This is a genomic window from Chromohalobacter israelensis DSM 3043 (assembly GCF_000055785.1).
Taxonomy (GTDB): Bacteria; Pseudomonadota; Gammaproteobacteria; order Pseudomonadales; family Halomonadaceae; genus Chromohalobacter; species Chromohalobacter israelensis.
Genome location: NC_007963.1, coordinates 3,025,199 through 3,047,726 on the forward strand (window position 1 = coordinate 3,025,199; position 22,528 = coordinate 3,047,726).

A 22,528-nucleotide genomic window follows, 5' to 3' on the forward strand; every position below is an offset into this window, starting at 1 on the left:
CGGTTACCCTCTGCGCCTACCATGGAGCTCCCATGTCATATCGACTCTTTATCGCCAACAAGAACTACTCGTCCTGGTCCATGCGCCCATGGGTGGCGCTCAAGGCGCTCGACATTCCCTTCGAAGAGGTACTGACACCGTTCGATGGCGCCGGCCCTCAGACGGCTTTCACGTCGTTTTCGCCCACCGCCAAGGTGCCATGCCTGCATGAGAACGAAAGCGTGGTCTGGGACTCGCTTGCCATCATCGAGTATGTCGCCGAGGACCATCCGGACCTCTGGCCTCGATCACGTGCGGCTCGGGCCTGGGCACGTTGCGCCACCGCCGAAATGCATTCCGGCTTCCCGGCCTTGCGTGACGAATGCTCCATGAACTGTGCGTTGCGCATCGAACTGGGCACGCCGAGCGAGGGACTCCAACGGGACCTGGACCGGCTGGAGACCCTGTGGTGCGAAGGCCTGCAACGTTTCGGCGGGCCGTGGCTCGCCGGTGAACGTTTTACGGCCGTCGATGCGTTCTTCGCTCCGGTGGCAGTGCGCGTTCAGGGCTATGACCTGCCGCTCGGAGAGACGGCACTCGCCTATGCGCAACGTCTGCTCGAGCATCCCGGCGTCGCTGAATGGGTATCGCAAGGCATCGCCGAGCCATGGGTCGACGCCCCCCATGAGCAGGATTGCCGTCGCGGCCGACGCGTCCTTGCAGACCGCCGCACATAACGACCACGCTCACGCACCGCTCACCGGGCGGTGCGGCCTTCGAGACGACTCGCCGATCGACGAACGCCGTGTTTCATCATCCAGAACACCTGCGTCACCGCCTACGCCGCGTGCTTTCCTGCCTCGCCTCACTCTCGATCCCGACAACAAAAAACCCTTTAAAAACAATAATCAAAACATAGACGATCATGCCAGGGATTGCCTGACGCAACGCACGACCAAGGGGAGCAGTGTCTCTCGGCGTGGCGATACGGACCAAGAAGCGACTGACAACTCATGAGATAGCTTCTCATTTACATTTGTTCTCGTTTACTATTCCACGCGATCGAGCACAGGGTGCGTGTCTCCGGGAGGAGATCAGCACGGTAATCACCATCAGGAGCCTCTCATGACATCGCTACGACACCTCTGCATGGCGACGGCCGGTATCGCCGCGCTTTCCGCGACGCTTCCGGCCGACGCCAGGTCCCTAGAGACCGCCTACGGTACGGTGGAGGTCGCCGACAATCCCGCGCGTGTCGTCACGCTCTATACCAACGCGCTGGATACGTCCCTCACGGCTGGCGTGAAACCGCTGGGCGCGGTCGCCACGCGAGGTGGCGACGGCGTGGCGCGTTATTTCGGCGAGCAGGCCGATGGCATCGAGATCGTCGGCACCCCGCGCGAGACCAACATCGAAGCGGTAGCGGCGCTCGCGCCGGATGTCATCCTGGCCTCGCCGCAATTGCCCGAAGCCCAGTACGAACTGCTGTCGCGCATCGCACCGACCGTGGTGCCGGATGTCGAGCCCTACCAGATGGAGAGCTGGGAGAACGAGGCACGGGTCTACGGCAAGGCACTTGGGCGCAGCGACACCATCGATGACGCTATCGCCGAGATCGACGCCAAGGCCGAGGCGTTGAGCGAACGCCAGAACGGCTCCCCGACCGCCAGCCTGATTCGCTGGATGCCGCAGGGCGCCATCGTGATGGCCGACAACATCTTTGCCAGCACGCTGCTCACCAAGAGCGGTTTCACGGTCGAGGACGGCGATACCGTCAAGGAGGGACGTCCGCACAGCGATCCACTGAGCCTCGAGAACCTTTCGCGGATCGACAACGACTGGCTGTTCCTGGCCACGCTGAACGCCGAGGGTGACGAGGCCTACGAGGCGGCCAGGCAATCACCGGCCTTCGAGCGTCTCGATGTCGTCCAGCGCGACCGGGTGGTCAGCGTCGACGGCCAGCTATGGACCAGCGCCACCGGGCCGATGGCGGCCAAGGCCATCCTCGACGATATCGCCTCCGCCATGGATGCGGCCCAATGATTGCGCTCCCGGGCGCTTGAGCACTTGCTGGTAACGATGCCCTTCTTATGCGTGTCCTGACTCATTGCCTGTCATTCGGCAAGCCTCGCTCCCTGATCGGCCTGTGGCTTGGCCTGACCGGCCTGCTGGCCGCCATCGCGCTGTCGAGCTTGCTGTACGGCGCCGGCGATATCGGCCCCGCGCGCGCCTGGCAGGCCTTGCAGCACATGGGCACCGCCAGCGGCGGCGAGGCTCGTTTCGTGCTGACCGAGCTACGCATGCCACGGCTGTGGATCGGCCTGGTGGTGGGCGCCGCCCTCGGCATCGCGGGCGCGCTGCTGCAGGCCGTGACACGCAATCCGCTGGCAGAACCCGGCTTGCTGGGCGTCAGCGCTGGAGCCGCCTTCGCCGTGACGCTGGCGATCCTGTGGGGGGCCGATACCGCCACGCTACGCGTCTCGGTCGCCCAGCTCGGCGCCCTAGGCGGGTGTCTCTGCGTGCTCGCCGCCGCGCGCCTGCAAGGCATCGGCGATGACCCCATCCGCCTCATCCTGGCCGGCGCCATCCTGTCGGGCCTGCTGCATTCGTTGTCGTCGCTGATCCTCCTCTACGACCAGTACACGGCGGATGAAATCCGCTTCTGGGTGGTGGGCAGCCTCGCCGGCCGCCAGCTCGACGACCTGGTACCGCTGTTTCCCAGCCTGGGCATCGCCGCATTGCTGATCGTCATGCTCGCGCGCCCACTGGCGGCGCTGGCACTGGGCGAGCACGTCGCCATCGGGCTGGGACATCACCCTCGTCTGGTGCGTCTGCTGGTGATCGTGGTCGTCGCCCTGCTGGTGGGCGGCGCCACTGCCGCCGCCGGGCCCATCGCCTTCGTGGGGCTGGTGGTCCCCTTCGCCGCGCGCGCGCTGGCCGGCCCCGACATTCGGCGCACGCTATGGTTGTGCCTGCCGCTGGGCCCTATCGTCGTCGTCAGCGCGGATATCGTCTCGCGGCTCGTGGTACCGCCCTCCGAACTCCCGCTGGGCGTGCTCACGGCGCTGATCGGCGCCCCCGTGCTGATCGGCGTGGTACGTGGCCGCCGGCTGCCGACGCTATAGGCCGCACATGTCCGACGCTTCATTCACGACACCTTCCGCGGGCCACGCCATGACGTCCCCCGTCGACGCTTCGAACGCGGTGCGCCAGGACAAGTACTACCTCGCGTTGCCACTGGGCCAGCGCCCTCCCCTGCGCGTGATCGTCGACAAGCGCAACCTGCTCGCCAACCTGCTGTTGCTGGGGCTTCTGCTGATGCTGGCAGGCGTCTCGCTGAACACCGGCAGCGCCGCCTCGTTGTCGCTGCCGGCGACGCTGCGCGCCCTGTTCGGAGAAGGCGACCCGCTCGACATCTTCGTGATCCGCGACTTGCGTCTGCCTCGGGTGGTTGCCGGCATCGCCACGGGAGGTGCCTTTGCCCTGGCCGGCTGCCTGATGCAGACCGTCGCGCGCAACCGCCTGGCCACGCCAGGGATCGTCGGCCTCGACAACGGCGCCACCGCTTTCGCCGTGGCCTCCGTGGTGGGCGCCGGCATCAGCCTGGCCCCGCCGGCGATGGCCTTGACCGGCGCCGCCGTCGCCGCGGCGCTCACCTTCGGCTTGACGGGCCGCATCGGCGTGCGCGGGTATCGCTTTCTGGTCGCCGGCATCGGCGTCGGCGCCGTCTTTGGCGCCCTCACCCAGCTCATGCTGACGCGCGTCTCCATCGACGCCGCCAATGCGGCCTACCCGTGGACGGTGGGGAGTCTCAACGCACGCCCCGATCACGCGGTGCTGAGCCTGTCGCTGGCCCTGCCGCCTGCCTTGCTGGCTGGCATCTGGCTGACCCGCTCGCTGACCGTGCTGCGACTTTCCGATGCCGTTGCCACCGGCCTGGGTGTCGCGGCGAGTCGTTGTCGAATGATCGCTCTCGGCATCGCGGTGATCCTGACCGGCCTGGCCGTGGCGGTGGCAGGCCCGGTGGGCATGGTGGCGCTGATCGGCCCCGAGTTCGCGCGCCAGCTGAGTGCCCGGAACACCGTTCCCGTGGTCGGCGCGACCCTGGCCGGCGCCGTGGTCATGGTCGCCGCCGACCTGCTCGGGCGCGTGCTGCTCGCGCCCATCGAGATCCCCGTGGGGATCGTCACCGCCCTGATCGGCAGCCCGCTGCTGCTGTGGATACTCTTGAATCCCAACGCCAGGACCGCGCCATGACACACGACATATCCGCCGGCGAGCGCGACGCTACCCGGCCCGACACGCCCTCGGCCACACCAGCACCGGAGATGACGGTACGGGATCTGTCGCTGTCCTACGGCCCGGTCGCGGTGATCGAGAACCTCGACCTGCGATTGCCGCCGGGCCGGGTCACGGCGATCGTCGGCCCCAATGGCTGCGGCAAGTCGACGCTGCTGGCCGGCCTTTCGCGGCTGCTCAAGCCCCGGGACGGCACGGTGCTGCTCGATGGCGCGGACATTCAGCGCCTGCCGAGCCGCCAACTGGCCAAGCGCCTGGCGCTGTTGCCGCAACAGCCCCATGCCCCCGAGGCGCTGACCGTGGCCGAGCTGGTACGCTTCGGTCGGCACCCGCATCAGAGCTGGCTACGCCAATGGTCTCCGGAGGACAAGCGGATCGTCGACGCGGCGCTGGACATGACGGGCCTGACGCCGCTTGCCCAGCGCCCCGTGGATGCCCTCTCCGGCGGCCAGCGCCAACGCGCGTGGATCGCCATGGCCATCGCCCAGCAGACCGCAACGCTGCTGCTCGACGAGCCCACCTCGGCGCTCGACCTCGGCCATCAGGTCGAGGTCTACGAACTCATTCAGTCGCTGGCGACATCGGGCAAGACCATCGTCATGGTCATCCACGACCTGGCGAGTGCATGCCGCTACGCCGATCACCTGATTGCCATGCATCAGGGCCGCGTCGTCGCCGAGGGGCCACCCGGCGAGACGGTCACGCCGGCGCTGGTCAAGCGGCTGTACGGCGTCGAGTGCTCGCTGATGACGGACCCTGCCACGGGTGCGCCACTGCTCACCAACGTTCGCCGCACGCGAGACGTTCTCGACGGCAGCGCGACCTAGCCGCCCTGTCACTGACGCGCATCTCTGGCTACCATCACGCCAGCGGTCCGCCCGGGTAACACGCCCGGCGCTGCACTCTTTCATGATCAATCAGGAGCACGTCATGCGTGATGGGTTTCACTTCTACGAGCCACGCCAGGGCCACGACCTGCCGCACGATCCCTTCAATGCCATCGTCGGGCCCCGCCCCATCGGCTGGATCTCTTCCCGGGACCGCGACGGTCACTTGAACCTGGCGCCCTACAGTTTCTTCAACGCCTTCAATTACACCCCGCCGATCGTGGGCTTCTCCAGCATCGGCTACAAGGACAGCGTGCGTAACATCGAGGCTACCGGCGAGTTCTGCTGGCACCTCGCGACCCGAGCACTCGCCGAGCAGATGAACGCCAGCTGCGCGGCCGTGGCACCCGAGGTCGACGAATTCGCGCTGGCCGGTCTGACGCCGCGTTCTTCGCGGGTCGTCGGGGTCCCGCATGTCGCCGAAGCCCGCGTCACCTTCGAGTGCCGGCTGAGCCAGGTGGTGCGTCTGCAGGCCGCCGACGGGACGTCGCTCGACACCTGGCTGGTGCTCGGCGAGGTCGTCGGCGTGCATATCGACAAGCAACTGCTTCGCGACGGCGTCTACCAGACCGCCGCAGCCCACCCCATCCTGCGTGGCGGCGGTCCCGCCGACTACTTCGAGATCAGCGCCGAGCAGAACTTCAAGATGGCTCGCCCGACATGACGACATTCCCGACACCGGCGCGCGAATGCCAGCATGTGTCGTCGCCCGTGTCGTCCCAGGCTTGTTGTTCCATACTGTCAGCGTCCCCGACGTGGCATGGGCGACACGACGAGGCGCAGATGGCAACATCCTCGAAACGCGACCGTTGACCCTGAAGGAGGCAGACCATGGCAGGCGGATGGTCGAAAGACGGCGCCGTCCAGGAGCAGATCGACAGCACCATCGAGGACGCCCTGGAACGCGCGCGGAGCGAGCTCCCCAGCGGGGAGAGTCTCGCGTACTGCGAAGAATGCGGCGAGGCGATTCCCCAGGCGCGGCGCGAAGCGATAAAGGGCGTGCGATTGTGCATCGCATGTCAGAGCGAGCGCGACAAGCAGCGCACCGCCGTGAGTGGCTACAATCGGCGCGGCAGCAAGGACAGCCAGCTGCGCTAGCCCCGTGATGCTTCTCCGTCACGCCTGAACCTGTCCGCATGACATCCAGCGAGGCGTGACACTCCACCTCCTGGCCGGATGCGCGGCCATTTCAGGCACACCGTCTTCCCTGCCCCCGGCCGGTGGCATTCCCTCTGCTTTCCCCGTTCAAGCGGCGTCCTGCCCGCCGGTCCGGCGCTGGCTGCCGCCTGCACGCGTCCGCGCATCTTTCGACCTGTATCCCGGGCCGCCTCTTGCGGAAAGATTATCGTCGGCCATGACTTCACAAACCTCTTTGAAGATTGTATAAAATATAAAACCCAACAAGATCGAACGAAGGTGGCTCATGAAACGGGTGCACGTCATCGACTCCCACACGGCGGGAGAGCCGACGCGGCTGGTCATGGAAGGCATGCCGGCGCTTTCCGGTCGTACCATTGCCGAGAAATGCGACGACTTCCGCGACAACCACGATGCATGGCGACGGGCCATCATGCTGGAACCGCGTGGACACGACGTGCTGGTCGGCGCGCTGTACTGCGCCCCCGAATCCAGTGATGCCAGTTGCGGGGTCATCTTCTTCAACAATAGCGGCTATCTCGGCATGTGCGGCCACGGCACCATCGGGCTGGTGGCATCACTGCATCATCTGGGGCAGTTGACGCCGGGCTGTCACAAGATCGACACGCCGGCGGGCCCCGTCAGCGCCACGCTTCACGACGACGGCGCCGTGACCGTGCGCAATGTCCTCTCCTACCGTCATCGCCGCCGGGTCCCCGTCGAGGTGCCGGGCTACGGCACCGTACACGGCGACATCGCCTGGGGCGGCAACTGGTTCTTCCTGGTCAGCGATCACGACATGACCCTCGAACTCGACAACGTCGAGGCCCTCACCGACTACACCTGGGCCATTCGTCAGGCGCTGGAGGCGCAGTCGATCACCGGGGAAAACGGCGGCGTGATCGACCACATCGAACTCTTCTGCGACGACCGCGAGGCCGACAGCCGAAATTTCGTGCTCTGCCCCGGCAAGGCTTATGACCGCTCGCCCTGCGGCACCGGCACCAGCGCCAAGCTCGCCTGTCTCGCCGCCGATGGCAAGCTGGCGCCGGGGCAGGTCTGGACACAGGCGAGCATCTGCGGCAGCCGCTTCGAGGCCTTCTACGAGCGGGAGGGCGATGGCATTCGTCCTTCGATCAAGGGGCGCGCGTATCTCAGTGCCGACGCCACGTTGCTGATCGATGAGCGGGATCCCTTCGCCTGGGGAATCGCGAGCCCATGACGCCTTTGATCTCGACGCCTCAGCGCCGGTCACCACGCTGCGCTGAGGCCACTACATGCAATGGACCAACCTTCGAGGAACAACGATGAACGATGCCATCTTTACCGGCTGCATTCCCGCACTGATGACGCCATGCACCGCCGACCGCCAGCCGGATTTCGACGCTCTGGTCGCCAAGGGCCGTGAACTGATCGAGCTGGGGATGAGCGGCGTGGTGTACTGCGGCTCCATGGGCGACTGGCCGCTGCTGAGCGAAGCACAACGTCAGGAAGGTGTCGCCAGGCTGGTCGAGGCGGGCATCCCGACCATCGTCGGCACCGGAGCGGTCAATTCCCGGGAGGCCGTTTCCCATGCGGCCCATGCGGCCGAGGTCGGTGCCGCCGGGTTGATGGTCATTCCCCGCGTCCTGTCCCGGGGCACGTCCGCCACCGCACAGAAGGCTCACTTCTCGGCCATCCTGGAGGCCGCGCCCGAGCTGCCGGCGGTGATCTACAACAGCCCCTACTATGGCTTCGCCACTCGTGCTGACCTGTTCTTCGCGCTTCGCGCCCAGCACCCGAACCTGATCGGCTTCAAGGAGTTCGGTGGTGCCGATGATCTGCGCTATGCAGCGGAGCACATCACCTCACAGGACGCCGAGGTCACTCTGATGGTCGGCGTCGATACCACCGTCTATCACGGCTTCGTCAACTGCGGCGCCACCGGTGCCATCACCGGTATCGGCAATGCCTTGCCCCGCGAAGTGCTGCATCTCGTGACGCTCAGCCGGAAAGCCGCCCAGGGGGACGTGGTCGCGCGCCGTCAGGCCAAGGAGCTCGAAGAAGCGCTCGGCGTGCTGTCCTCCTTCGACGAAGGCGCCGACCTGGTGCTTTATTACAAGCACCTGATGGTCCTCAACGGCGAGCAGGAATACGCGCTGCACTTCAACGAGACCGATGCACTCAGCGACGCCCAGCGGCACTATATCGAAACCCAGTACGAGCTGTTCCGTACCTGGTACGCGAACTGGTCCGCCACCCTGGACGATGCCTGATGCACCACCCTGCCTGACACGACGCGCTGTCCAGCGGCACGCTGGCAGATCGCGCCCTGCCATACCGGGAGGTCCAAGACCTCCCGGCTCCCTTTCCCGGTGCCACGCCCCGCGTCTTCTCGGCAACCCGGGACGGCACCGGTGCCGCCCTGCCTCCATCTTGGACATTCACGACAGGTTGTATACAGTATGCGAAATCCAATCTTCGGCAGGGGCCGGCCATGGCGACTTACAAGACACGCGCGCAATTCGTCGCGGACGACCTGCGCGGACGCATACTGGGCGGTGAATTCAAGGGCGGCACCCAACTGCGCCAGGATGCCCTGGCCAGGGACTACGACGTCAGCCGCATTCCTGTCCGCGAAGCCCTGCTGACCCTGGAATCCGAAGGCCTGGTCGAGTTTCATGCCCACCGGGGCGCCTTCACCACCGAGCTTTCCGTGGCCAAGATTCGCGAACTGTTCGATCTGCGCGTACTGCTCGAGACCTACGTTCTGCGCCATGCCATCAATGGCCTCACCGACGCGGATCTGAAAAAGGCCGAAGACATCCTGCTCAAGTACGATGAAGCGCTGAATTCCGGCGGCGATATCGATAACTGGAGCGAGTACAACTTCGCCTTCCACCAGGCGCTGTACGCGCCGGCAGACTTGCCTGAAACGCTGTCGCTGATCAGCCAGTTGAACACCAAGTCCGATCGCTACATTCGCATGCAACTGGTCTATACGCAGGAAATCGAGAAGGCCGAACGAGAGCACCACGGCCTGCTCGAACTGGCCCGCCAGCGCGATGCCGACAAGGCCTGCGAATTGTTGAAGACGCATATACAGGAAGCCTGCGAAGGCATCGTCGCGCTTCTGGACGAACGCGCGAAGCAGGTGGAGGCTCCCTAGCGCCGCTCCTCTCGCCGCCCCTCTTTTCGAGCACGCCCTCCCCCTGACCTGCCAGCGATGCGCCACCGGGCGCGTCGGCACTGGCGTTCCCTGCTCCCCTCGTCTCCGCCCCACGCGGTCAGACACCTGCCTGTCATCCCGTCCGGGGTCGCGTCTCTCTACTGCCGGCACCGTATTCGCGCATCGCATCACGACTTTGGTCGACGCGGTATTGAAGCCGGCATCGACATATCTTATATTTTATACAATCGACAAATACAACAGGCACCACCGCGAGGAAATCTCCATGGGCTCACAGGATCAGGCCGTCCACGACAATGCCGATCAGGCCGACGTCATCGTCGTCGGGGCCGGCGTGATCGGTATCGTCAGCGCCCTCGCGCTGAGTCGCCGAGGCTTGAACGTGATGGTGGTGGACAAGCAGGCCCCCGGCATGGGGGCTTCCTTCGGCAACGCGGGCCACATGGCCACCGAGCAGGTCTTTCCCATCGCCGATGCGTCGATCATCAAGCGCCTGCCTGGCATGCTGATGGACCCCAAGGGGCCACTGCGTCTGGACTGGCGCTATCTTCCCAAGGCGCTGCCCTGGTTCATCCGCCTGCTGTCGAATCTGCGTCCGGCGCCTTACCAGGCCAGCGTGAGCGGTCTCCGTGCTCTCAACGAGGCAAGTCTCGACGCCTGGCGACGGCTCCTCGACACGGTCGATGGTGCCCACCTGCTCAAGCAGGACGGTTCCTTCATGGTCTACGAGCAGGACAACTCGTTGGCCGCGCTGCAGGCATTGCAAGCCTGCATGGCAACCCAGGGCGTGCCGGTCGAATCCTGGTCGGGCAACGCCATCCGCGATGTGGCGCCACAACTTTCCGACGCGATTCGCGGCGGCCTGTTCTTTCCTGCGACCGGCCATGTCGTCGATCCTCTCGCGCTCGTCCGGCACCTGGTGACGGCGGCCAAGTCGGCGGGCGTCACCTTCCGTCAGGACGACGTCGTCTCCGGCCACGTTCATGCCCAGGGAGTCACGCTCGAGGCGGCCGGCGCCGGGCGGCTCCACGGCCGCCAGGTGCTGGTGGCCTGTGGCGCTCACTCGGCACCGCTCACCGCCCGCCTCACCGGGATACGCGTCCCGCTGGATACCGAGCGAGGCTATCACCTGATGCTGCCCGGCGAGCAGTCGCGCCTGCCCCTGGCGGTCACGTCGCTGGAGCGTCGCTTCATCATGACACCGATGACGGACGGCCTGCGTCTGGCGGGCACCGTCGAATTCGCGGGACTGAAACGACCGCCCGACATGGAAAGGGCCTGGCAGCTGCATCGCTTGAGCCAGGGCCTGTTCAAGACGCCCCTCGATGCCGCCGCAGCGACCCCCTGGATGGGGTTTCGTCCCTCGCTGCCCGATTCGCTGCCCGTCATCGATAGCGCGCAAGACGGCAGGGTACTGCTGGCGTTCGGGCATCACCATCTGGGGCTTACCCAGGCCGCGGTGACGGCCGAACTGGTGGCCGAGCTGGCAACGTCAGGCGCCACGGAAGCCGGCACTTCCCGGCAGCCGCCTTCTGTCCGTGACCGAGCACTTCCCGAGCTGGCGCCTTACCGGCTCGATCGCTTCTAGACGCAATCCCCTCAACTCAGACAACAAGACCGAAGGAGATCTTATGTCCTCACCTCAAGGCCCCACTAGGCTACCCGGCATGATGGAGGTGCTCGCCGTCATGGTGGGCTTCATCGCCATCATGTTCCTCAGCATCAACGTACTCGGCCTTCCCATCCAGCTTGCGCTGTTCGCCTCCTGGTTCCTGGTCATGGCACTCGGCCTCAAGCTCAAGATGGCCTATGCCGACATGCAGCGAGGCCTCATCGACGGCATTCACAATGGCATGGAGGCGGTACTGGTGCTGACCACCGTCGGTGCGCTGATCGGCACCTGGATCGCCGGCGGCATCGTGCCCAGCATCATCTATTACGGGCTGACGGTCATGAACCCGCAGATCTTCCTGTTCGCCGCGTTCGTGATCTGCGCCCTGACCTCGCTATCGACCGGCACCTCCTTCGGGACCGCGGGCACCGCCGGGGTGGCCATGATGGGCATCGGCCACAGCTTCGGCATTCCGCTTCCGCTGGTGGCCGGCGCGGTCATCTCCGGCGCTTACGTCGGCGACAAGATGTCGCCGCTGTCCGATACCACGGTGATGACCGCCTCGCTGTGCAAGGTCAACCTGATCGACCACATCCGTTCCATGATGACGGTCAGCGCGCTCGCCATTCCCATCGCCTCCATTCTGTTTCTGATCGTCGGCTTCTTCTATGTGAGCGGTGACGTGGACACCTCGCGCGCCACCGTCGCCATGCAAGCGCTCGAGGCCAACTTCACCATCAGCCCCTGGCTGCTGCTGCCGGCGGCGATCGTGATCGGGTTGCTGACGCGCCGCTACCCGGCCATTCCGGTCATCACCTTCGGCGCGGTGCTGGGCAGCATCTGTGCCTGGTGGGCACAAGGTGTCGGCCCCATCGATGCCATCCGCATCGCCTACGTGGGCAACGCCATGCAGTCCGACGTGGAGTTCCTGAACACCCTGCTCAATCGCGGCGGCATCGAGTCCATGCTCGGCGTCGTGGCGCTGATCCTGTTTGCCCTGGGGCTCGGCGGTTTGATGAGCCAGGTGGGCATCCTCAAGGCGATCAGCAATGGCTTTCTGCGCTGGGCCAACAATCCGGGCCGCTTGACGGTGTCGACCATGCTGGGCGGCTTCTTCGGCAACTTCTTCGGTGGCGCGGCCTATGTCTCGCTGATTACCGCCAGCACCATCACCGAGAAGAACTATGACGATCAGGGCGTGGATCGGCGAGTGCTCTCGCGCAATGCCGAAGCCGGCGGCACCATCACCACCCCCATGGTGCCCTGGACCGACGGCGGTGTCTTCATGGCCACCACCCTCGGCGTCTCGACCATGGCCTATCTTCCCTTCCTCTGGTACCACATGCTGGTGATCGCGATCACGATCCTTTACGGCTACGCCAACATCGCCATCTGGCGGACCCAGCCCAAGGCGGATGGTCAGGATAACGCCAACCCACGGCAGAACTTCCAGGCCTCCTAGCGCGCCGCCAGGAGTACCTGCGTCATCCGACAAGCCCTGCATCCTGCAGGGCTTGTTCGGTTGCAAGGGACTTTCCACGACCCGGTCATTGGCTCATGGGCCGCATGAACCGCGTGATACAATAGCGCCACTTTCGTATCCGCAACGCAGGACGCCGCCATGTCCCTCGATGATCTTCATCTCAATCTTCGCAATCTGACCCCCGAGGACTATCCGCAGCTCAAGACGCTGATGGACCGCGTCTATCACGATATCGGCGGCGCGTGGCCGAAGCGCACCATCGAGCGCTTGATCAGCGAGTTCCCCGACGGACAGATCGCCATCGAGGATGACGAGACCCTGGTCGGCGTGGCGCTGACCGCCCGCGTCGACTATGAAGAGTTTTCCAACCCGCACCGCTACGACGATCTGATGGACCAGCGGGAGATCATTCTCAACGCCCCCGAAGGCGACGCCATGTATGGCCTGGACGTGTTGATCGATCCGGCCTATCGCGGTTACCGGCTCGGCCGGCGCCTCTACGAGGCCCGCAAGGATCTGTGCAAGTCATTGAACATGCGGGCCATCCTCGCCGGCGGGCGGATTCCCAACTATCACCAGTACGCCAGCGAGATGTCGCCGGCCGAGTATCTGGATCAGGTTTCGCGCAAGGAGATTCACGACCCCATCCTCTCCTTCCAGCTGGCCAACGACTTCCAGATCAAGCGGCTGCTGCGCAAGTATCTGCCGGAGGATGAAAAATCCCAGGGCTATGCGACCCTGCTCGAGTGGAACAACATCCTTTTCGAGCCTGCCGAGTCGGTGCTCGACACCCGCAAGACCCAGGTACGGGTGGGCGCGGTGCAGTGGCAGATGCGCGAGTTCTCCTCGGTGGAGGCGGTGCTGCAGCAGGCCGAGTACTTCGTCGATGCGCTGTCGGACTATCAAAGCGATTTCGCGGTTTTCCCGGAGCTCTTCAACGCGCCGCTGATGGGCCTGCAGGATCGTGCCGCCCAGCAGGACCAGATCGCCGCCATCCGCTTTCTGGCCGGCTTCACCGAGCGTTTCAAGACCGAGCTGTCGCGCATGGCGGTGTCCTACAACATCAACATCGTCGCCGGCTCGATGATCGAGGAGCACGAGGACGGGCACCTCTACAACATCGCCTACCTGTTCCACCGCGACGGCAACATCGAGGCCCAGGCCAAGCTGCACATCACGCCTCAGGAGCGTCGCGACTGGATCATCGAGGGCGGCGACGACCTGCGGGTCTTCGATACCGATGCCGGGCGGATCGGCATCCTGATCTGCTACGACGTCGAGTTCCCGGAGCTCTCGCGCCTGCTCGCGGATCAGGACATGGACATCCTCTTCGTGCCGTTCTGGACCGACACCAAGAACGGCTACCTGCGGGTGCGTCACTGCGCCCAGGCGCGGGCCATCGAGAACGAGTGCTACGTGGTGCTCTGCGGTAGCGTCGGCAACGTGCCTTCCATCGAGAACATGGAGATCCAGTACGCGCAGTCCTCGGTGTTCTCGCCCTCGGATTTCGCCTTCCCCCACGATGCGGTGCTGGCCGAGACCACGCCCAATACCGAGATGATCATGTTCTCGGATCTGGACCTGACCCGTCTCACGGTGGTCCGCAACGAGGGGTCGGTGACCAACTTGAAGGATCGCCGCCAGGACCTGTTCGACCTGCGCTGGCGCGACTGGTCGTGGAAATCGGGGGGCCGGCCATCCGGCTCGCGTCAGGACGATGCCTGAGTCGAGGCGCTGACGGGGAACGGCGAGAAGGAGTCCCGCGATGAAATGGTGGAACGCCTGGCGTGGCGCGCGTCACCCCTTCCCCGCCGAGGCCTGGGCCGAGGGCCTCGCGCGGGTGCCCCTGTTGCAGGCGTTGCCGGCGGAGGAGGCAAACCGCCTCGGCGAGCGCGCCTGGGCCTTTCTGCGGCGCAAGCGACTGGCGCTGTTCGACGACGAACTGTTCGATCTCCCCGCGCGCCTGGCCCTGGTCGCCCAGGCGTGCCTGATGACGCTGCACTGGTCGGAAGACGAGGCCCGCGAGGCCTTCGCCAACGTCCACGAGGTGCGCGTGCTGCCGGAGGCGTTCCGCCGCAGGGTCGAGGAGATGGACGAGGCGGGCGTGGTCCACGAATACGAGGACGAGCGCGTCGGCGAAACCTGGCATCAGGGACCCATCGTGCTGGCGTTGTCGGACATCCAGGAAAGCGGCGGCTGGGGCGGCTTCAACGTCGTCATCCACGAGTTCGCCCACAAGCTGGACATGGGCAACTCGCTGGACGCCGACGGCTTCCCGCCCTTGCCGCGCGATATCGATGCCCGCGACTGGCACCGCGTCTTCACCGGCGTGTGGGACGACCTCCAGGCGCACCTGGCTCGCGGCGACGCGCCCCCCATCGACGACTATGCCGCCAGCCATCCCGGCGAATGCTTCGCGGTCTGCTGCGAGTACTTCTTCACCGCACCGGACATCCTCGACGCCGCCTATCCCGAGCTTTACGCACTGCTTGCCCGCTACTTCCGGCAGGCCCCGCTGCAGCGCTGTCCGCCTCACTGAGCGCTCACTGGCGAGTGCGGGCGCGCTCGTAGAGCGCCGGGCCCTCTCTCTGGGCCTCATCACCTTGATCGCTGCCATCGGCCGTGCCATTCCCGCGATCCTCGCCATCGGCGGCCGGGTCGGCACCGTCACCGACCACTTCGGAGAGCGTTTCCAGCGGCGACGACACCAGATTCTCGAGCGCCTCGCGGATCGCCTGGCCGGCCACGCTGCCGAAATCCACCGCGCCGGGATCGTCGAGCGGCAAGCGCATGGGGATGTCGAGTTCAATGGTGCCATCCTCGCTCTTCAGGACGCCGACCAGCGTCTTGAGCGGCAGATCGGTGGCCGAGGCATCGACCTCCTTGCCGAGCTCGAGCCGATGCAGCACGAGGTGATTCCGTGCTCGCAGCCGGCCTTGCTCGAGCCGGTAATCGAGATCCAGCGTGGCCTGGCCCCGCTCGACGGCGTAGCCACCGAACTCGCGCAGATAGGGGGCCAGAGTCTCGAGATCGAGATGCTCGAAGTGCAGGTTCAGGTTGCCGTTCAGCGCATCGCCGAGCGGATCGAAGGTGCCGTCGATGCGCAGCGGCGATCCCTCCGCCACCTGGCCCTCGAGCGTCAGCTGGGCGGCGCTCGCCTGCTCGGCACCGATCTGTCGCCACTCGCCATTCAACTCGGCGAAATCCAGCGCGAAGGGGCGCGGCAGATGACGGTCCGTGAAGGCCACCGCACCACGCTCGATGGCCAGCGTGCCGATCGCGACATGCATGCCCGAGCCTCCGCCGGCCCCTGTCTGCTGCGGCGGCTGCCATAGGTCGAGGTTGGTATCGAGCCGCTCGTCGATCGTCACATCGAGCCAGGGGGCCTCCAGCGACACCCGCTCGGCGGTCAGTGCCGGCCGCGCGCTGGCGAACGTCAGCCCTTCCACGGCGAGGCGCTCGACGCGAGCGACGGGCTGATCCGTGTCGGGGTCATGCATCTCGAGCCCTTCGATCCCGCCCTGACCGTTGACCTGGGTGCCGGCATCGCTGGCACGGCCTGAACGCAGTCGAATCCGTGCGTCCAATGCGCCCGACGACGGCTCGGCGCGCACGACATGGGCCAGATAGCCCGACAGCGCGGTCAGCGGTACCTGATCGGCGTCGAGATCGATATCCAGCGTCCATGGCGAGAAGCCCATCTCGCCCGTTCCCTTCAGCGTGCCGCCACGCCAGTCCGCCTGACCTTGCAGGGCAAAGGGACGATCATCGCTGTTGTCATAATGCCGTGCCTCGAGATCGAGGTTTTTCAGGCTCAGCGTCAGCGGCGCGTCGGGACGCCGGTTGATCCAGTCCAGCCGACCGTCGCTGACCGTGAGCCGATCGATGCGCAGCGGTGCCGAACCGCCTCCTCCACCGCCGCCGAATAGCCGAGCCAGGTTCCACTCGCCCCCGGCGCGCCAGATGAGTTGCAGACGCGGTGACGTCAGATCCACCCGTTCGAAGCGCCAGCCGGCGTCGAACAACGAGTGCCAGTCGAGGGTCGCCACCACCCGCCGGCTCGCGAACACCGGCGTGTCGGCCTGCCCGGCGATACGCAGTCCGTCGAGCGTCACCTGGTGGCGCCACGGGGTGAGGGTGACGTCATCGATGGTGACCTGACGGCCGCTGCGCTCGGTCAGCATCTGGCTGAGGCGATGATCGATATATGCCGGTAGCGCCCACCACCAGGCGACCAGCAAGAGCACCGCCACCCCCGCCAGTACACTCAGTCCCCAGCCAAGGCGGCGCTTGTGCGCCGGTCGTACCGTACTGCGATGGGAATGCGGCATGTCGTTTCCCGTTTCGTCGGATCATGGATGAAGGCGCATCCGGACAGTAGAAAACGCCCGCTGACCAGGCATGTCATGGCATGCCTGGCAGGGGCGTTTCCGACCTGGCGGCGCGTCGTGTCGCGCGTTACTGCAACAGTCGATCGGCGAGCTCGTCGAGGTCGCTCACCGTCATGTCGGGCTCGTCACCCCAGGGATCGAAGGGGGCCTCGGCACTGCGCCGAAACCAGGCGGCATGCAGGCCGGCATATTTGGCACCGATGATATCGAAGGGGTTGCTGGACACCAGCCAGGTATCGGCGGCACGGGACTCGGTGCACTGGCGCAGATAGGCATAGACCGCCGGATCGGGCTTGAAGCGCTTGATGTCGTCGACACTGACCACGGCGTCGAAGCGTGCCTTGATGCCCGCTTGCGACAGCAGCCCGGAGACCGCCTCGTCGGTGCCATTGGAAAACGCCACGCAACGCACCCCGGCGTTGGCGAAACGCGCCAGTCCGGCGTCCACATCGGGAAATGCGGGCAGGCGCGTATAGAGATCCAGCAGGTGCTCCTTGGCGACATCGGACAGGCGGCCACCGAGCGCACGGTCGGTGAATTCAAGGGCCTCGCGGGTGCAGTCCGAAAACCGCGCATAGGCCCCCATCAGGGAGCGACGAAACGCATATTCGAGTTGCTTGTCGCGCCAGCGTTGCGAGAAGACGTGCGCCTTGTCGGCATCGCCCAGCTCCGTGGTCAATGCCTCCACCACACCATGGGTGTCGATCAAGGTGCCGTAGACGTCGAAAGCCAATACACGCTTGTTCATGTGTCGTCCTTATCACGCTGCCCAAGGGAATACTGAAGAAATCGGCAAGCAGGATGAAGCACAAGGCGCCCGAAGCACAGAAGACGAGACATGACTTGGCAGTGGACGAGTCTTCGAGCATCGCGCGACGCAGTGATTCGCCTGCGTGGCCATGGATGCAGGTTTCCCTGAGTGGATGGCGGGAAACCCCAGGCCCTTTCAGACTGGTCGTTTTTGCGGGTCACGACAAGCGGATTGCGGGCCGAGACATGACAGCGCGAGCCCAGCGCCGCACAATAGGCGGTGACAGGCCGACGGTCACCGTCGGCACGCACGATTCCGGTCAACGAGGCAACGCATCCCCATGGCATTCAAGGTATATGTAGACGGTCAGGAAGGCACCACTGGACTGCGGCTGCTCGATTATCTCGCCGCACGCGACGATATCGAGCTGCTGCGCATCGACGCCGACAGGCGCAAGGACGCCGCCGAGCGCGCACGCCTTCTCAACGCCGCCGACGTGGCCTTTTTGTGCCTGCCGGACGCTGCCTCGCGCGAGGCCGTGGCCCTGCTGGACAATCCGGCGACCTGCCTGATCGACGCCAGCACCGCCTTTCGCACCGACCCCGATTGGGCCTACGGCCTGCCCGAGCTGGCACCGGGGCAGCGTGATGCCATCCGCGCCACCAAGCGCATCGCCAACCCGGGCTGTCACGCCAGCGCCTTCGTCATGCTCACGCGGCCCCTGGTCGAGGCCGGCCTGCTGCCCGCCGCGACACCGCTGACGGCATATTCGATCACCGGCTACAGCGGTGGCGGAAAGCAACTGATCGCCGCCTACGAAGCCGGCCAGAACGACCCACGCCTGGCCGCGCCGCGCCCGTATGCCATGGGCCTTGCCCACAAGCACCTGCCGGAGATGCGCGTGCACGGCGGCCTCGACCAGGCGCCGGTCTTCACCCCCATCGTCGGCCCCTTCCTCAAGGGCCTGTCGGTGACGATTCCCCTGCATGTCTCGCAATTGCCTGCGGGCACCACCGCCGCGGCACTGCACGAGGCCTATGTCGCGCACTACGCCGACGAGCCCTTCGTGCGCGTGATGCCGCTGGATGACATGGCCAACCTGGATGGCGGTTTCTTCGAGGTCCAGGGCTGCAACGATACCAACCGCGTCGACCTGTTCGTGTTCGGCAATGCCGAGCAGATCGCGCTCGTCGCCCGGCTCGACAACCTGGGCAAGGGCGCTGCCGGCGCTGCGGTGCAGAGCATGAACGTGCACCTGGGCCTGGACGAGACCACCGGCCTCTCGGCGTGAGCGCGCACCGGGCGCCTGTCACATAGCGTGTTTAATGCCGCGCTCGATCAACCACCAGTTGGCGGGATACGAGGTTGCGAAGCCGATCAGCATGGCGATCTGCATCATGAACCAGAATGTGACCGAGAAAGCATTCATTTCGCCCATCCAGCCGTGAATGGCGATCAGCATCCAGACATACATGCCCGCCTGGAACGCGATCAGTGAGAGCGTGTCCGCCTTGATGGCATCGATCAACGCCTGACGTGGACCGCTCTCGCTCATGGCACGGATAGGTAAGTATTGAAACAGCACGCCGAACAGATACGCGCCGACAAAGGCCAGCACGAAGTGTCCCAGCGTCGCGGAACCTAACAGAGCGAATCCAGTCAAGGTCGCCAGAGGCGCGGTCACCACATCCCCCAGCGTGCATCCACCGCCACAATGCGTGGCCGACACGAAGACGCCCTGCCATTTGGGCTTGTCGCCATGGCGATGGGTATGACCGTGCGTGGTCTCCTGCCCGTGTGACACATCATGGGCGTGCGTCTGTCCGGTCTGCGACGGCGCGGCACGTCCCATCTTGGCATACGCCCACCAACCCATGATCGGCATGTACAGACCGGTGACCGGCCAGGTCACGTTCATGATCGCCATCGGCTGCGGGCGTCGAATCACATCCCTTGCGATCACCAGAGCCGTGATCACGCCGAGGGCGATGAAGAGCCAGGCAACGAAGGCCAACATGCGACAACTCCTTGTCCGTGTTGAAAGAAAGACGTGCCCCACTAGGTATAGGGAAGGATCGCGGACGACTCAACCTGCATCCGGCCCCCAGGTTAAACATCGGCAGCATCATTCCGGCGGCCACGACGAATAACCGGATCGAGGCGCGGCGCCGGCCGACACGACACTGGACGACATGCGGTCGGGCGTGGCGCGCCAGACGCATACTCCCGCCACGCCCACGCACAACATGCCCACCGCCGTGGCCACGTCCGGCTTCTCGCTGAACAGCCACCACCCCCAACCGGTCGCGAAAATGAGGTACGCGTAATCGAAAACGCCGATCAAGGCGGCCGGAGCCAGTTGATACGCCTTGGCTACCGTACTGCTGGCCAGTACGAACAGCACCGCCAGGCCACCCAGCACGCCCCAGGTCGCGGGCGCCAAGGATTGCCAGGGCAAGGTCAGAAAGGACATCGCGTGTGCGGGGTCTCCAGCGAACAACGTCATGCCGACACATCCCGCGACGCCCATGCTCAAGAATCCCAGGTTCAACGCCCCGGAAAGCACCAATGCCCGTTCACTGCGGCAGTGAATCCGTGTGACCACGGACGCCAGTGCATAACACACCGCCGCCAGCAGCGGCAGTGCCACCGTGGGCGTGAAATGCATCGTTCCCGGGCGCAATATCAGCACCACGCCGGCAAAGCCCAAGACGATTCCCCACCAGCCTGCTGTTGTAAGCCGCTCGCCGGCCAGCCAGGCAGCGAACAAGGCAATGAACAGCGGCGAGGTGTACAGCGCCACCGCTGCCATGGATAGCGTCAACGTCGGCAGCGCCGCATAGAAGGTCACCCACATCGCCATCAACAAGCCGGTTCTGACCAGCACCCAGCGGCGTAGGAGTGCCCGCCCCAGACACATCACGCCACGTCTTCCGAGCAACATCCCCAGCAGCGGCGATGCCAGCAGCGCACGCAGCACGTACAACTGCCAGACACCCACGTCATCGCTGATATACTTAACCAGAGCGTCGGCCATCGAGAGACAGAAGACCGAAGCGACGATACAACCGATGCCTTGGCATGCCGAGGTTCGTGTCCCGCTCATCGGCGTCATGTGCGTTCTCCCTGAGCAATAAGCCGCTCAAGGGTGCGCGCCCCAGGCATGCACGACAAACGAGTTATGCGTTACATTCCATGAGCTGAGATTATGGATCTTATATGAATCGACTCGGCAAGGCCCTGCCCCCGCTCGCCAGCCTGATGCCCTTCGAAGCCGCCGCACGCCTGGAAAGCTTTTCCCGCGCCGCCGACGAGCTGCATCTCACCCAGGCCGCCATCAGTCGGCAGATTCGGGCACTGGAAGACGATCTCGGCGTCGCCCTGTTCGAACGCCGAAACCGGGGCGTGTTTCTCACCGCTGCCGGCCGTGAATTCGGACGCACGGTGAGCGCCGCACTGGAGGGGATTGCCGCGCAGGCCAATGCCCTGCGTCAGGAAGTGCATGACGGCGTCGTGGTGCTGTTCTGTCAGCTCTGCGAGGCATTCTACTGGGTGATGCCCAGACTCGCCTCGCTCAACCGCCGGCATCCGGAACTCGAGGTGCGCCTGGTGACCTCGACGCGCCCCGTGGTCGAGCACCATGACTATTTCGATGTCGCGCTGCAGACGAGCGGCCGCCCCAGCGGCAGCCATGCGTTGGCTTTCACCGCCTCCGACGAGATTTTCCCCATCTGCAGCCCCGGTTACCTGGCCGCCCAGCCGCGCCCCATCACGCTGGCGTCCCTGCCCGAGCACTGCCTGCTCCATCACGAGGCCGATCCGCCGGACTGGTTCGAGTGGGACAGCTGGCTGAGAGCCATGGGCAACTTCGCGCCGGCCCTGGGTAACGGCATGGTCTTCGACAGCTATCCGCTGGTCCTGCAGGCGGCGCTTGCGGGTCATGGCATCGCCCTGGGCTGGCGGCGTTCCGCCGAGCACCTCATCCAGAGCGGACAGCTCGTACGTCCGCTGTCGATGTCTCTGCCACTCGACAATGCACTGTCCGTTTACACGCGACACGGCGCCCAGCCACGCGCGGAAACGCTGGCGCTGCTGGACTGGCTGCAACGTGAGTTTCGAAGAGACGATCAGACGACACCGGCTTGACAGGCATCAGCCCACCATCGCCTGCCGGTACCGGCGTCTCACAGCAACGCGACGATCACCGCTCCCACCGTGCCGCCGGTGAGGATCAGCGCCAGCAGCGCCCAGAGACCGTCGTTGGCCATCAGTGACAGGCCGAACATCATCAAGGCCAGGCCCGCGCCGTTGGCGGAGAAAGGCACCACTTCCATCAGCGGCATGGCCAGGGCGATGAGAAAGCAGAAAAGCGCGATGAGGTAGGTCCCGGCACGCTGAGTCAGCCAGGTCAGGCGCGGTTTCAAGCCACGGTCGATGACGCGCGCAGGCTTGTGCATCCACGTCAGCGCCCGGTCGAGCTTGCCGTGGGGTACCGAACGTTTCAGCAGCCATTGCGGTAGCCAGAACGTGCGCCGCCCAACCAGCAGCTGGCCCGCCACCAATAGCACCAGCAGCGCCATGAGCGTGGGCACCCCGGGGATGTCGCCCACCAGCGGCAAGAGCGTGATCACGCCGGGCACCAGCAGCAATGGCCCGAAGGAGCCCTGGCCGACCGCCTGCAGCATCTCGCCCAGCCGTATGCGCTCGGCATCGGTACGCGGCGCCTGCCCGATCCGGTCGAGAAGTTGTGACAATCCCGCGAGTTCCTGCCGCCGCTCTTCCGTCATGCGCGTCCCTTGCTCCTCCATGAACCGAGCTTG

At 65.4% G+C, this 22,528-nt stretch carries 21 protein-coding genes; 16 read left to right on the forward strand and 5 right to left on the reverse strand.

What is annotated here, in order from left to right:
* Positions 1 to 32 precede the first annotated feature (32 nt).
* The 14 genes from CSAL_RS13655 (at position 33) to CSAL_RS13720 (ending at position 15,105) form a co-directional block, all read left to right on the forward strand.
* Positions 33 to 716, forward strand: a complete 684-nt coding sequence (locus tag CSAL_RS13655) for a glutathione S-transferase family protein (protein WP_011507991.1) — start codon at positions 33 to 35, stop codon at positions 714 to 716.
* Between the two features lie 388 nt (positions 717 to 1,104).
* Positions 1,105 to 2,022, forward strand: a complete 918-nt coding sequence (locus CSAL_RS13660) for an ABC transporter substrate-binding protein (RefSeq protein WP_011507992.1) — start codon at positions 1,105 to 1,107, stop codon at positions 2,020 to 2,022.
* 47 nt (positions 2,023 to 2,069) lie between these two features.
* Entirely contained in the window at positions 2,070 to 3,104 is a 1,035-nt protein-coding gene (locus CSAL_RS13665) for a FecCD family ABC transporter permease (protein ID WP_011507993.1), read from the forward strand.
* 49 nt (positions 3,105 to 3,153) lie between these two features.
* On the forward strand, positions 3,154 to 4,236 hold the full coding sequence (locus CSAL_RS13670) for a FecCD family ABC transporter permease (RefSeq protein WP_187290064.1): 1,083 nt from the start codon (positions 3,154 to 3,156) through the stop codon (positions 4,234 to 4,236).
* On the forward strand, positions 4,233 to 5,105 hold the full coding sequence (locus tag CSAL_RS13675) for an ABC transporter ATP-binding protein (RefSeq protein WP_011507995.1): 873 nt from the start codon (positions 4,233 to 4,235) through the stop codon (positions 5,103 to 5,105). Before CSAL_RS13670 ends, CSAL_RS13675 begins: the two co-directional genes overlap by 4 nt.
* A gap of 103 nt (positions 5,106 to 5,208) precedes the next feature.
* A complete protein-coding gene (locus CSAL_RS13680; RefSeq protein ID WP_011507996.1) occupies positions 5,209 to 5,829 on the forward strand; it encodes a flavin reductase family protein in 621 nt (206 codons plus the stop codon).
* A gap of 167 nt (positions 5,830 to 5,996) precedes the next feature.
* On the forward strand, positions 5,997 to 6,263 hold the full coding sequence (locus tag CSAL_RS13685; protein WP_011507997.1) for a DksA/TraR family C4-type zinc finger protein: 267 nt from the start codon (positions 5,997 to 5,999) through the stop codon (positions 6,261 to 6,263).
* A gap of 325 nt (positions 6,264 to 6,588) precedes the next feature.
* Entirely contained in the window at positions 6,589 to 7,524 is a 936-nt protein-coding gene (locus CSAL_RS13690; RefSeq protein WP_011507998.1) for a 4-hydroxyproline epimerase, read from the forward strand.
* Positions 7,525 to 7,609: 85 nt separating this feature from the next.
* Complete coding sequence (locus CSAL_RS13695) at positions 7,610 to 8,557, forward strand: dihydrodipicolinate synthase family protein (protein WP_011507999.1); 948 nt, start codon at positions 7,610 to 7,612, stop codon at positions 8,555 to 8,557.
* Between the two features lie 221 nt (positions 8,558 to 8,778).
* A complete protein-coding gene (locus tag CSAL_RS13700) occupies positions 8,779 to 9,450 on the forward strand; it encodes a GntR family transcriptional regulator (RefSeq protein ID WP_011508000.1) in 672 nt (223 codons plus the stop codon).
* Positions 9,451 to 9,736: 286 nt separating this feature from the next.
* Positions 9,737 to 11,059, forward strand: a complete 1,323-nt coding sequence (locus CSAL_RS13705; protein WP_011508001.1) for an NAD(P)/FAD-dependent oxidoreductase — start codon at positions 9,737 to 9,739, stop codon at positions 11,057 to 11,059.
* A 43-nt stretch (positions 11,060 to 11,102) separates the two neighbouring features.
* The gene (gene nhaC / locus CSAL_RS13710; RefSeq protein ID WP_011508002.1) at positions 11,103 to 12,545 is read left to right on the forward strand and encodes a Na+/H+ antiporter NhaC; all 1,443 of its coding nucleotides are present in this window, start codon (positions 11,103 to 11,105) and stop codon (positions 12,543 to 12,545) included.
* Positions 12,546 to 12,704: 159 nt separating this feature from the next.
* Positions 12,705 to 14,291, forward strand: coding sequence for a carbon-nitrogen hydrolase family protein (locus tag CSAL_RS13715; protein ID WP_011508003.1), 1,587 nt, complete (start codon positions 12,705 to 12,707; stop codon positions 14,289 to 14,291).
* Positions 14,292 to 14,331: 40 nt separating this feature from the next.
* Complete coding sequence (locus CSAL_RS13720) at positions 14,332 to 15,105, forward strand: M90 family metallopeptidase (protein WP_011508004.1); 774 nt, start codon at positions 14,332 to 14,334, stop codon at positions 15,103 to 15,105.
* A 4-nt stretch (positions 15,106 to 15,109) separates the two neighbouring features.
* Here CSAL_RS13720 and CSAL_RS13725 read toward each other — a convergent pair whose 3' ends face one another.
* On the reverse strand, positions 15,110 to 16,897 hold the full coding sequence (locus CSAL_RS13725) for a DUF748 domain-containing protein (protein WP_011508005.1): 1,788 nt from the start codon (positions 16,895 to 16,897) through the stop codon (positions 15,110 to 15,112).
* Positions 16,898 to 17,024: 127 nt separating this feature from the next.
* The gene (locus tag CSAL_RS13730) at positions 17,025 to 17,705 is read right to left on the reverse strand and encodes a haloacid dehalogenase type II (RefSeq protein ID WP_011508006.1); all 681 of its coding nucleotides are present in this window, start codon (positions 17,703 to 17,705) and stop codon (positions 17,025 to 17,027) included.
* A 343-nt stretch (positions 17,706 to 18,048) separates the two neighbouring features.
* Between CSAL_RS13730 and argC the strand changes: the two genes are divergently transcribed.
* The gene (gene argC, locus CSAL_RS13735; protein WP_011508007.1) at positions 18,049 to 18,999 is read left to right on the forward strand and encodes an N-acetyl-gamma-glutamyl-phosphate reductase; all 951 of its coding nucleotides are present in this window, start codon (positions 18,049 to 18,051) and stop codon (positions 18,997 to 18,999) included.
* Positions 19,000 to 19,017: 18 nt separating this feature from the next.
* On the opposite strand, the gene CSAL_RS13740 is transcribed toward argC, so the two are convergent.
* Positions 19,018 to 19,725 carry a DUF4396 domain-containing protein gene (locus CSAL_RS13740; RefSeq protein WP_011508008.1) on the reverse strand — a complete coding sequence of 236 codons (708 nt, stop codon included), beginning with the start codon at positions 19,723 to 19,725 and terminating at the stop codon, positions 19,018 to 19,020.
* A 108-nt stretch (positions 19,726 to 19,833) separates the two neighbouring features.
* The gene (locus CSAL_RS13745; RefSeq protein ID WP_011508009.1) at positions 19,834 to 20,823 is read right to left on the reverse strand and encodes a DMT family transporter; all 990 of its coding nucleotides are present in this window, start codon (positions 20,821 to 20,823) and stop codon (positions 19,834 to 19,836) included.
* A gap of 104 nt (positions 20,824 to 20,927) precedes the next feature.
* Between CSAL_RS13745 and CSAL_RS13750 the strand changes: the two genes are divergently transcribed.
* The gene (locus CSAL_RS13750) at positions 20,928 to 21,854 is read left to right on the forward strand and encodes a LysR substrate-binding domain-containing protein (protein WP_011508010.1); all 927 of its coding nucleotides are present in this window, start codon (positions 20,928 to 20,930) and stop codon (positions 21,852 to 21,854) included.
* A 38-nt stretch (positions 21,855 to 21,892) separates the two neighbouring features.
* Here the strand turns inward: CSAL_RS13750 and CSAL_RS13755 are convergent, their stop codons facing one another.
* Positions 21,893 to 22,495 carry an exopolysaccharide biosynthesis protein gene (locus tag CSAL_RS13755; protein WP_011508011.1) on the reverse strand — a complete coding sequence of 201 codons (603 nt, stop codon included), beginning with the start codon at positions 22,493 to 22,495 and terminating at the stop codon, positions 21,893 to 21,895.
* Between the last annotated feature and the right edge of the window lie 33 nt (positions 22,496 to 22,528).

Excerpts from the sequence above, each read along its gene's own strand:
- CSAL_RS13655 (WP_011507991.1), top strand. The coding sequence starts at position 33 with ATGTCATATCGACTCTTTATCGCCAACAAGAACTACTCGTCCTGGTCC.
- CSAL_RS13660 (WP_011507992.1), top strand. The coding sequence starts at position 1,105 with ATGACATCGCTACGACACCTCTGCATGGCGACGGCCGGTATCGCCGCG.
- CSAL_RS13665 (WP_011507993.1), top strand. The coding sequence starts at position 2,070 with ATGCGTGTCCTGACTCATTGCCTGTCATTCGGCAAGCCTCGCTCCCTG.
- CSAL_RS13670 (WP_187290064.1), top strand. The coding sequence starts at position 3,154 with ATGACGTCCCCCGTCGACGCTTCGAACGCGGTGCGCCAGGACAAGTAC.
- CSAL_RS13675 (WP_011507995.1), top strand. The coding sequence starts at position 4,233 with ATGACACACGACATATCCGCCGGCGAGCGCGACGCTACCCGGCCCGAC.
- CSAL_RS13680 (WP_011507996.1), top strand. The coding sequence starts at position 5,209 with ATGCGTGATGGGTTTCACTTCTACGAGCCACGCCAGGGCCACGACCTG.
- CSAL_RS13685 (WP_011507997.1), top strand. The coding sequence starts at position 5,997 with ATGGCAGGCGGATGGTCGAAAGACGGCGCCGTCCAGGAGCAGATCGAC.
- CSAL_RS13690 (WP_011507998.1), top strand. The coding sequence starts at position 6,589 with ATGAAACGGGTGCACGTCATCGACTCCCACACGGCGGGAGAGCCGACG.
- CSAL_RS13695 (WP_011507999.1), top strand. The coding sequence starts at position 7,610 with ATGAACGATGCCATCTTTACCGGCTGCATTCCCGCACTGATGACGCCA.
- CSAL_RS13700 (WP_011508000.1), top strand. The coding sequence starts at position 8,779 with ATGGCGACTTACAAGACACGCGCGCAATTCGTCGCGGACGACCTGCGC.
- CSAL_RS13705 (WP_011508001.1), top strand. The coding sequence starts at position 9,737 with ATGGGCTCACAGGATCAGGCCGTCCACGACAATGCCGATCAGGCCGAC.
- nhaC (WP_011508002.1), top strand. The coding sequence starts at position 11,103 with ATGTCCTCACCTCAAGGCCCCACTAGGCTACCCGGCATGATGGAGGTG.
- CSAL_RS13715 (WP_011508003.1), top strand. The coding sequence starts at position 12,705 with ATGTCCCTCGATGATCTTCATCTCAATCTTCGCAATCTGACCCCCGAG.
- CSAL_RS13720 (WP_011508004.1), top strand. The coding sequence starts at position 14,332 with ATGAAATGGTGGAACGCCTGGCGTGGCGCGCGTCACCCCTTCCCCGCC.
- CSAL_RS13725 (WP_011508005.1), bottom strand. The coding sequence starts at position 16,897 with ATGCCGCATTCCCATCGCAGTACGGTACGACCGGCGCACAAGCGCCGC.
- CSAL_RS13730 (WP_011508006.1), bottom strand. The coding sequence starts at position 17,705 with ATGAACAAGCGTGTATTGGCTTTCGACGTCTACGGCACCTTGATCGAC.
- argC (WP_011508007.1), top strand. The coding sequence starts at position 18,049 with ATGGCATTCAAGGTATATGTAGACGGTCAGGAAGGCACCACTGGACTG.
- CSAL_RS13740 (WP_011508008.1), bottom strand. The coding sequence starts at position 19,725 with ATGTTGGCCTTCGTTGCCTGGCTCTTCATCGCCCTCGGCGTGATCACG.
- CSAL_RS13745 (WP_011508009.1), bottom strand. The coding sequence starts at position 20,823 with ATGACGCCGATGAGCGGGACACGAACCTCGGCATGCCAAGGCATCGGT.
- CSAL_RS13750 (WP_011508010.1), top strand. The coding sequence starts at position 20,928 with ATGAATCGACTCGGCAAGGCCCTGCCCCCGCTCGCCAGCCTGATGCCC.
- CSAL_RS13755 (WP_011508011.1), bottom strand. The coding sequence starts at position 22,495 with ATGACGGAAGAGCGGCGGCAGGAACTCGCGGGATTGTCACAACTTCTC.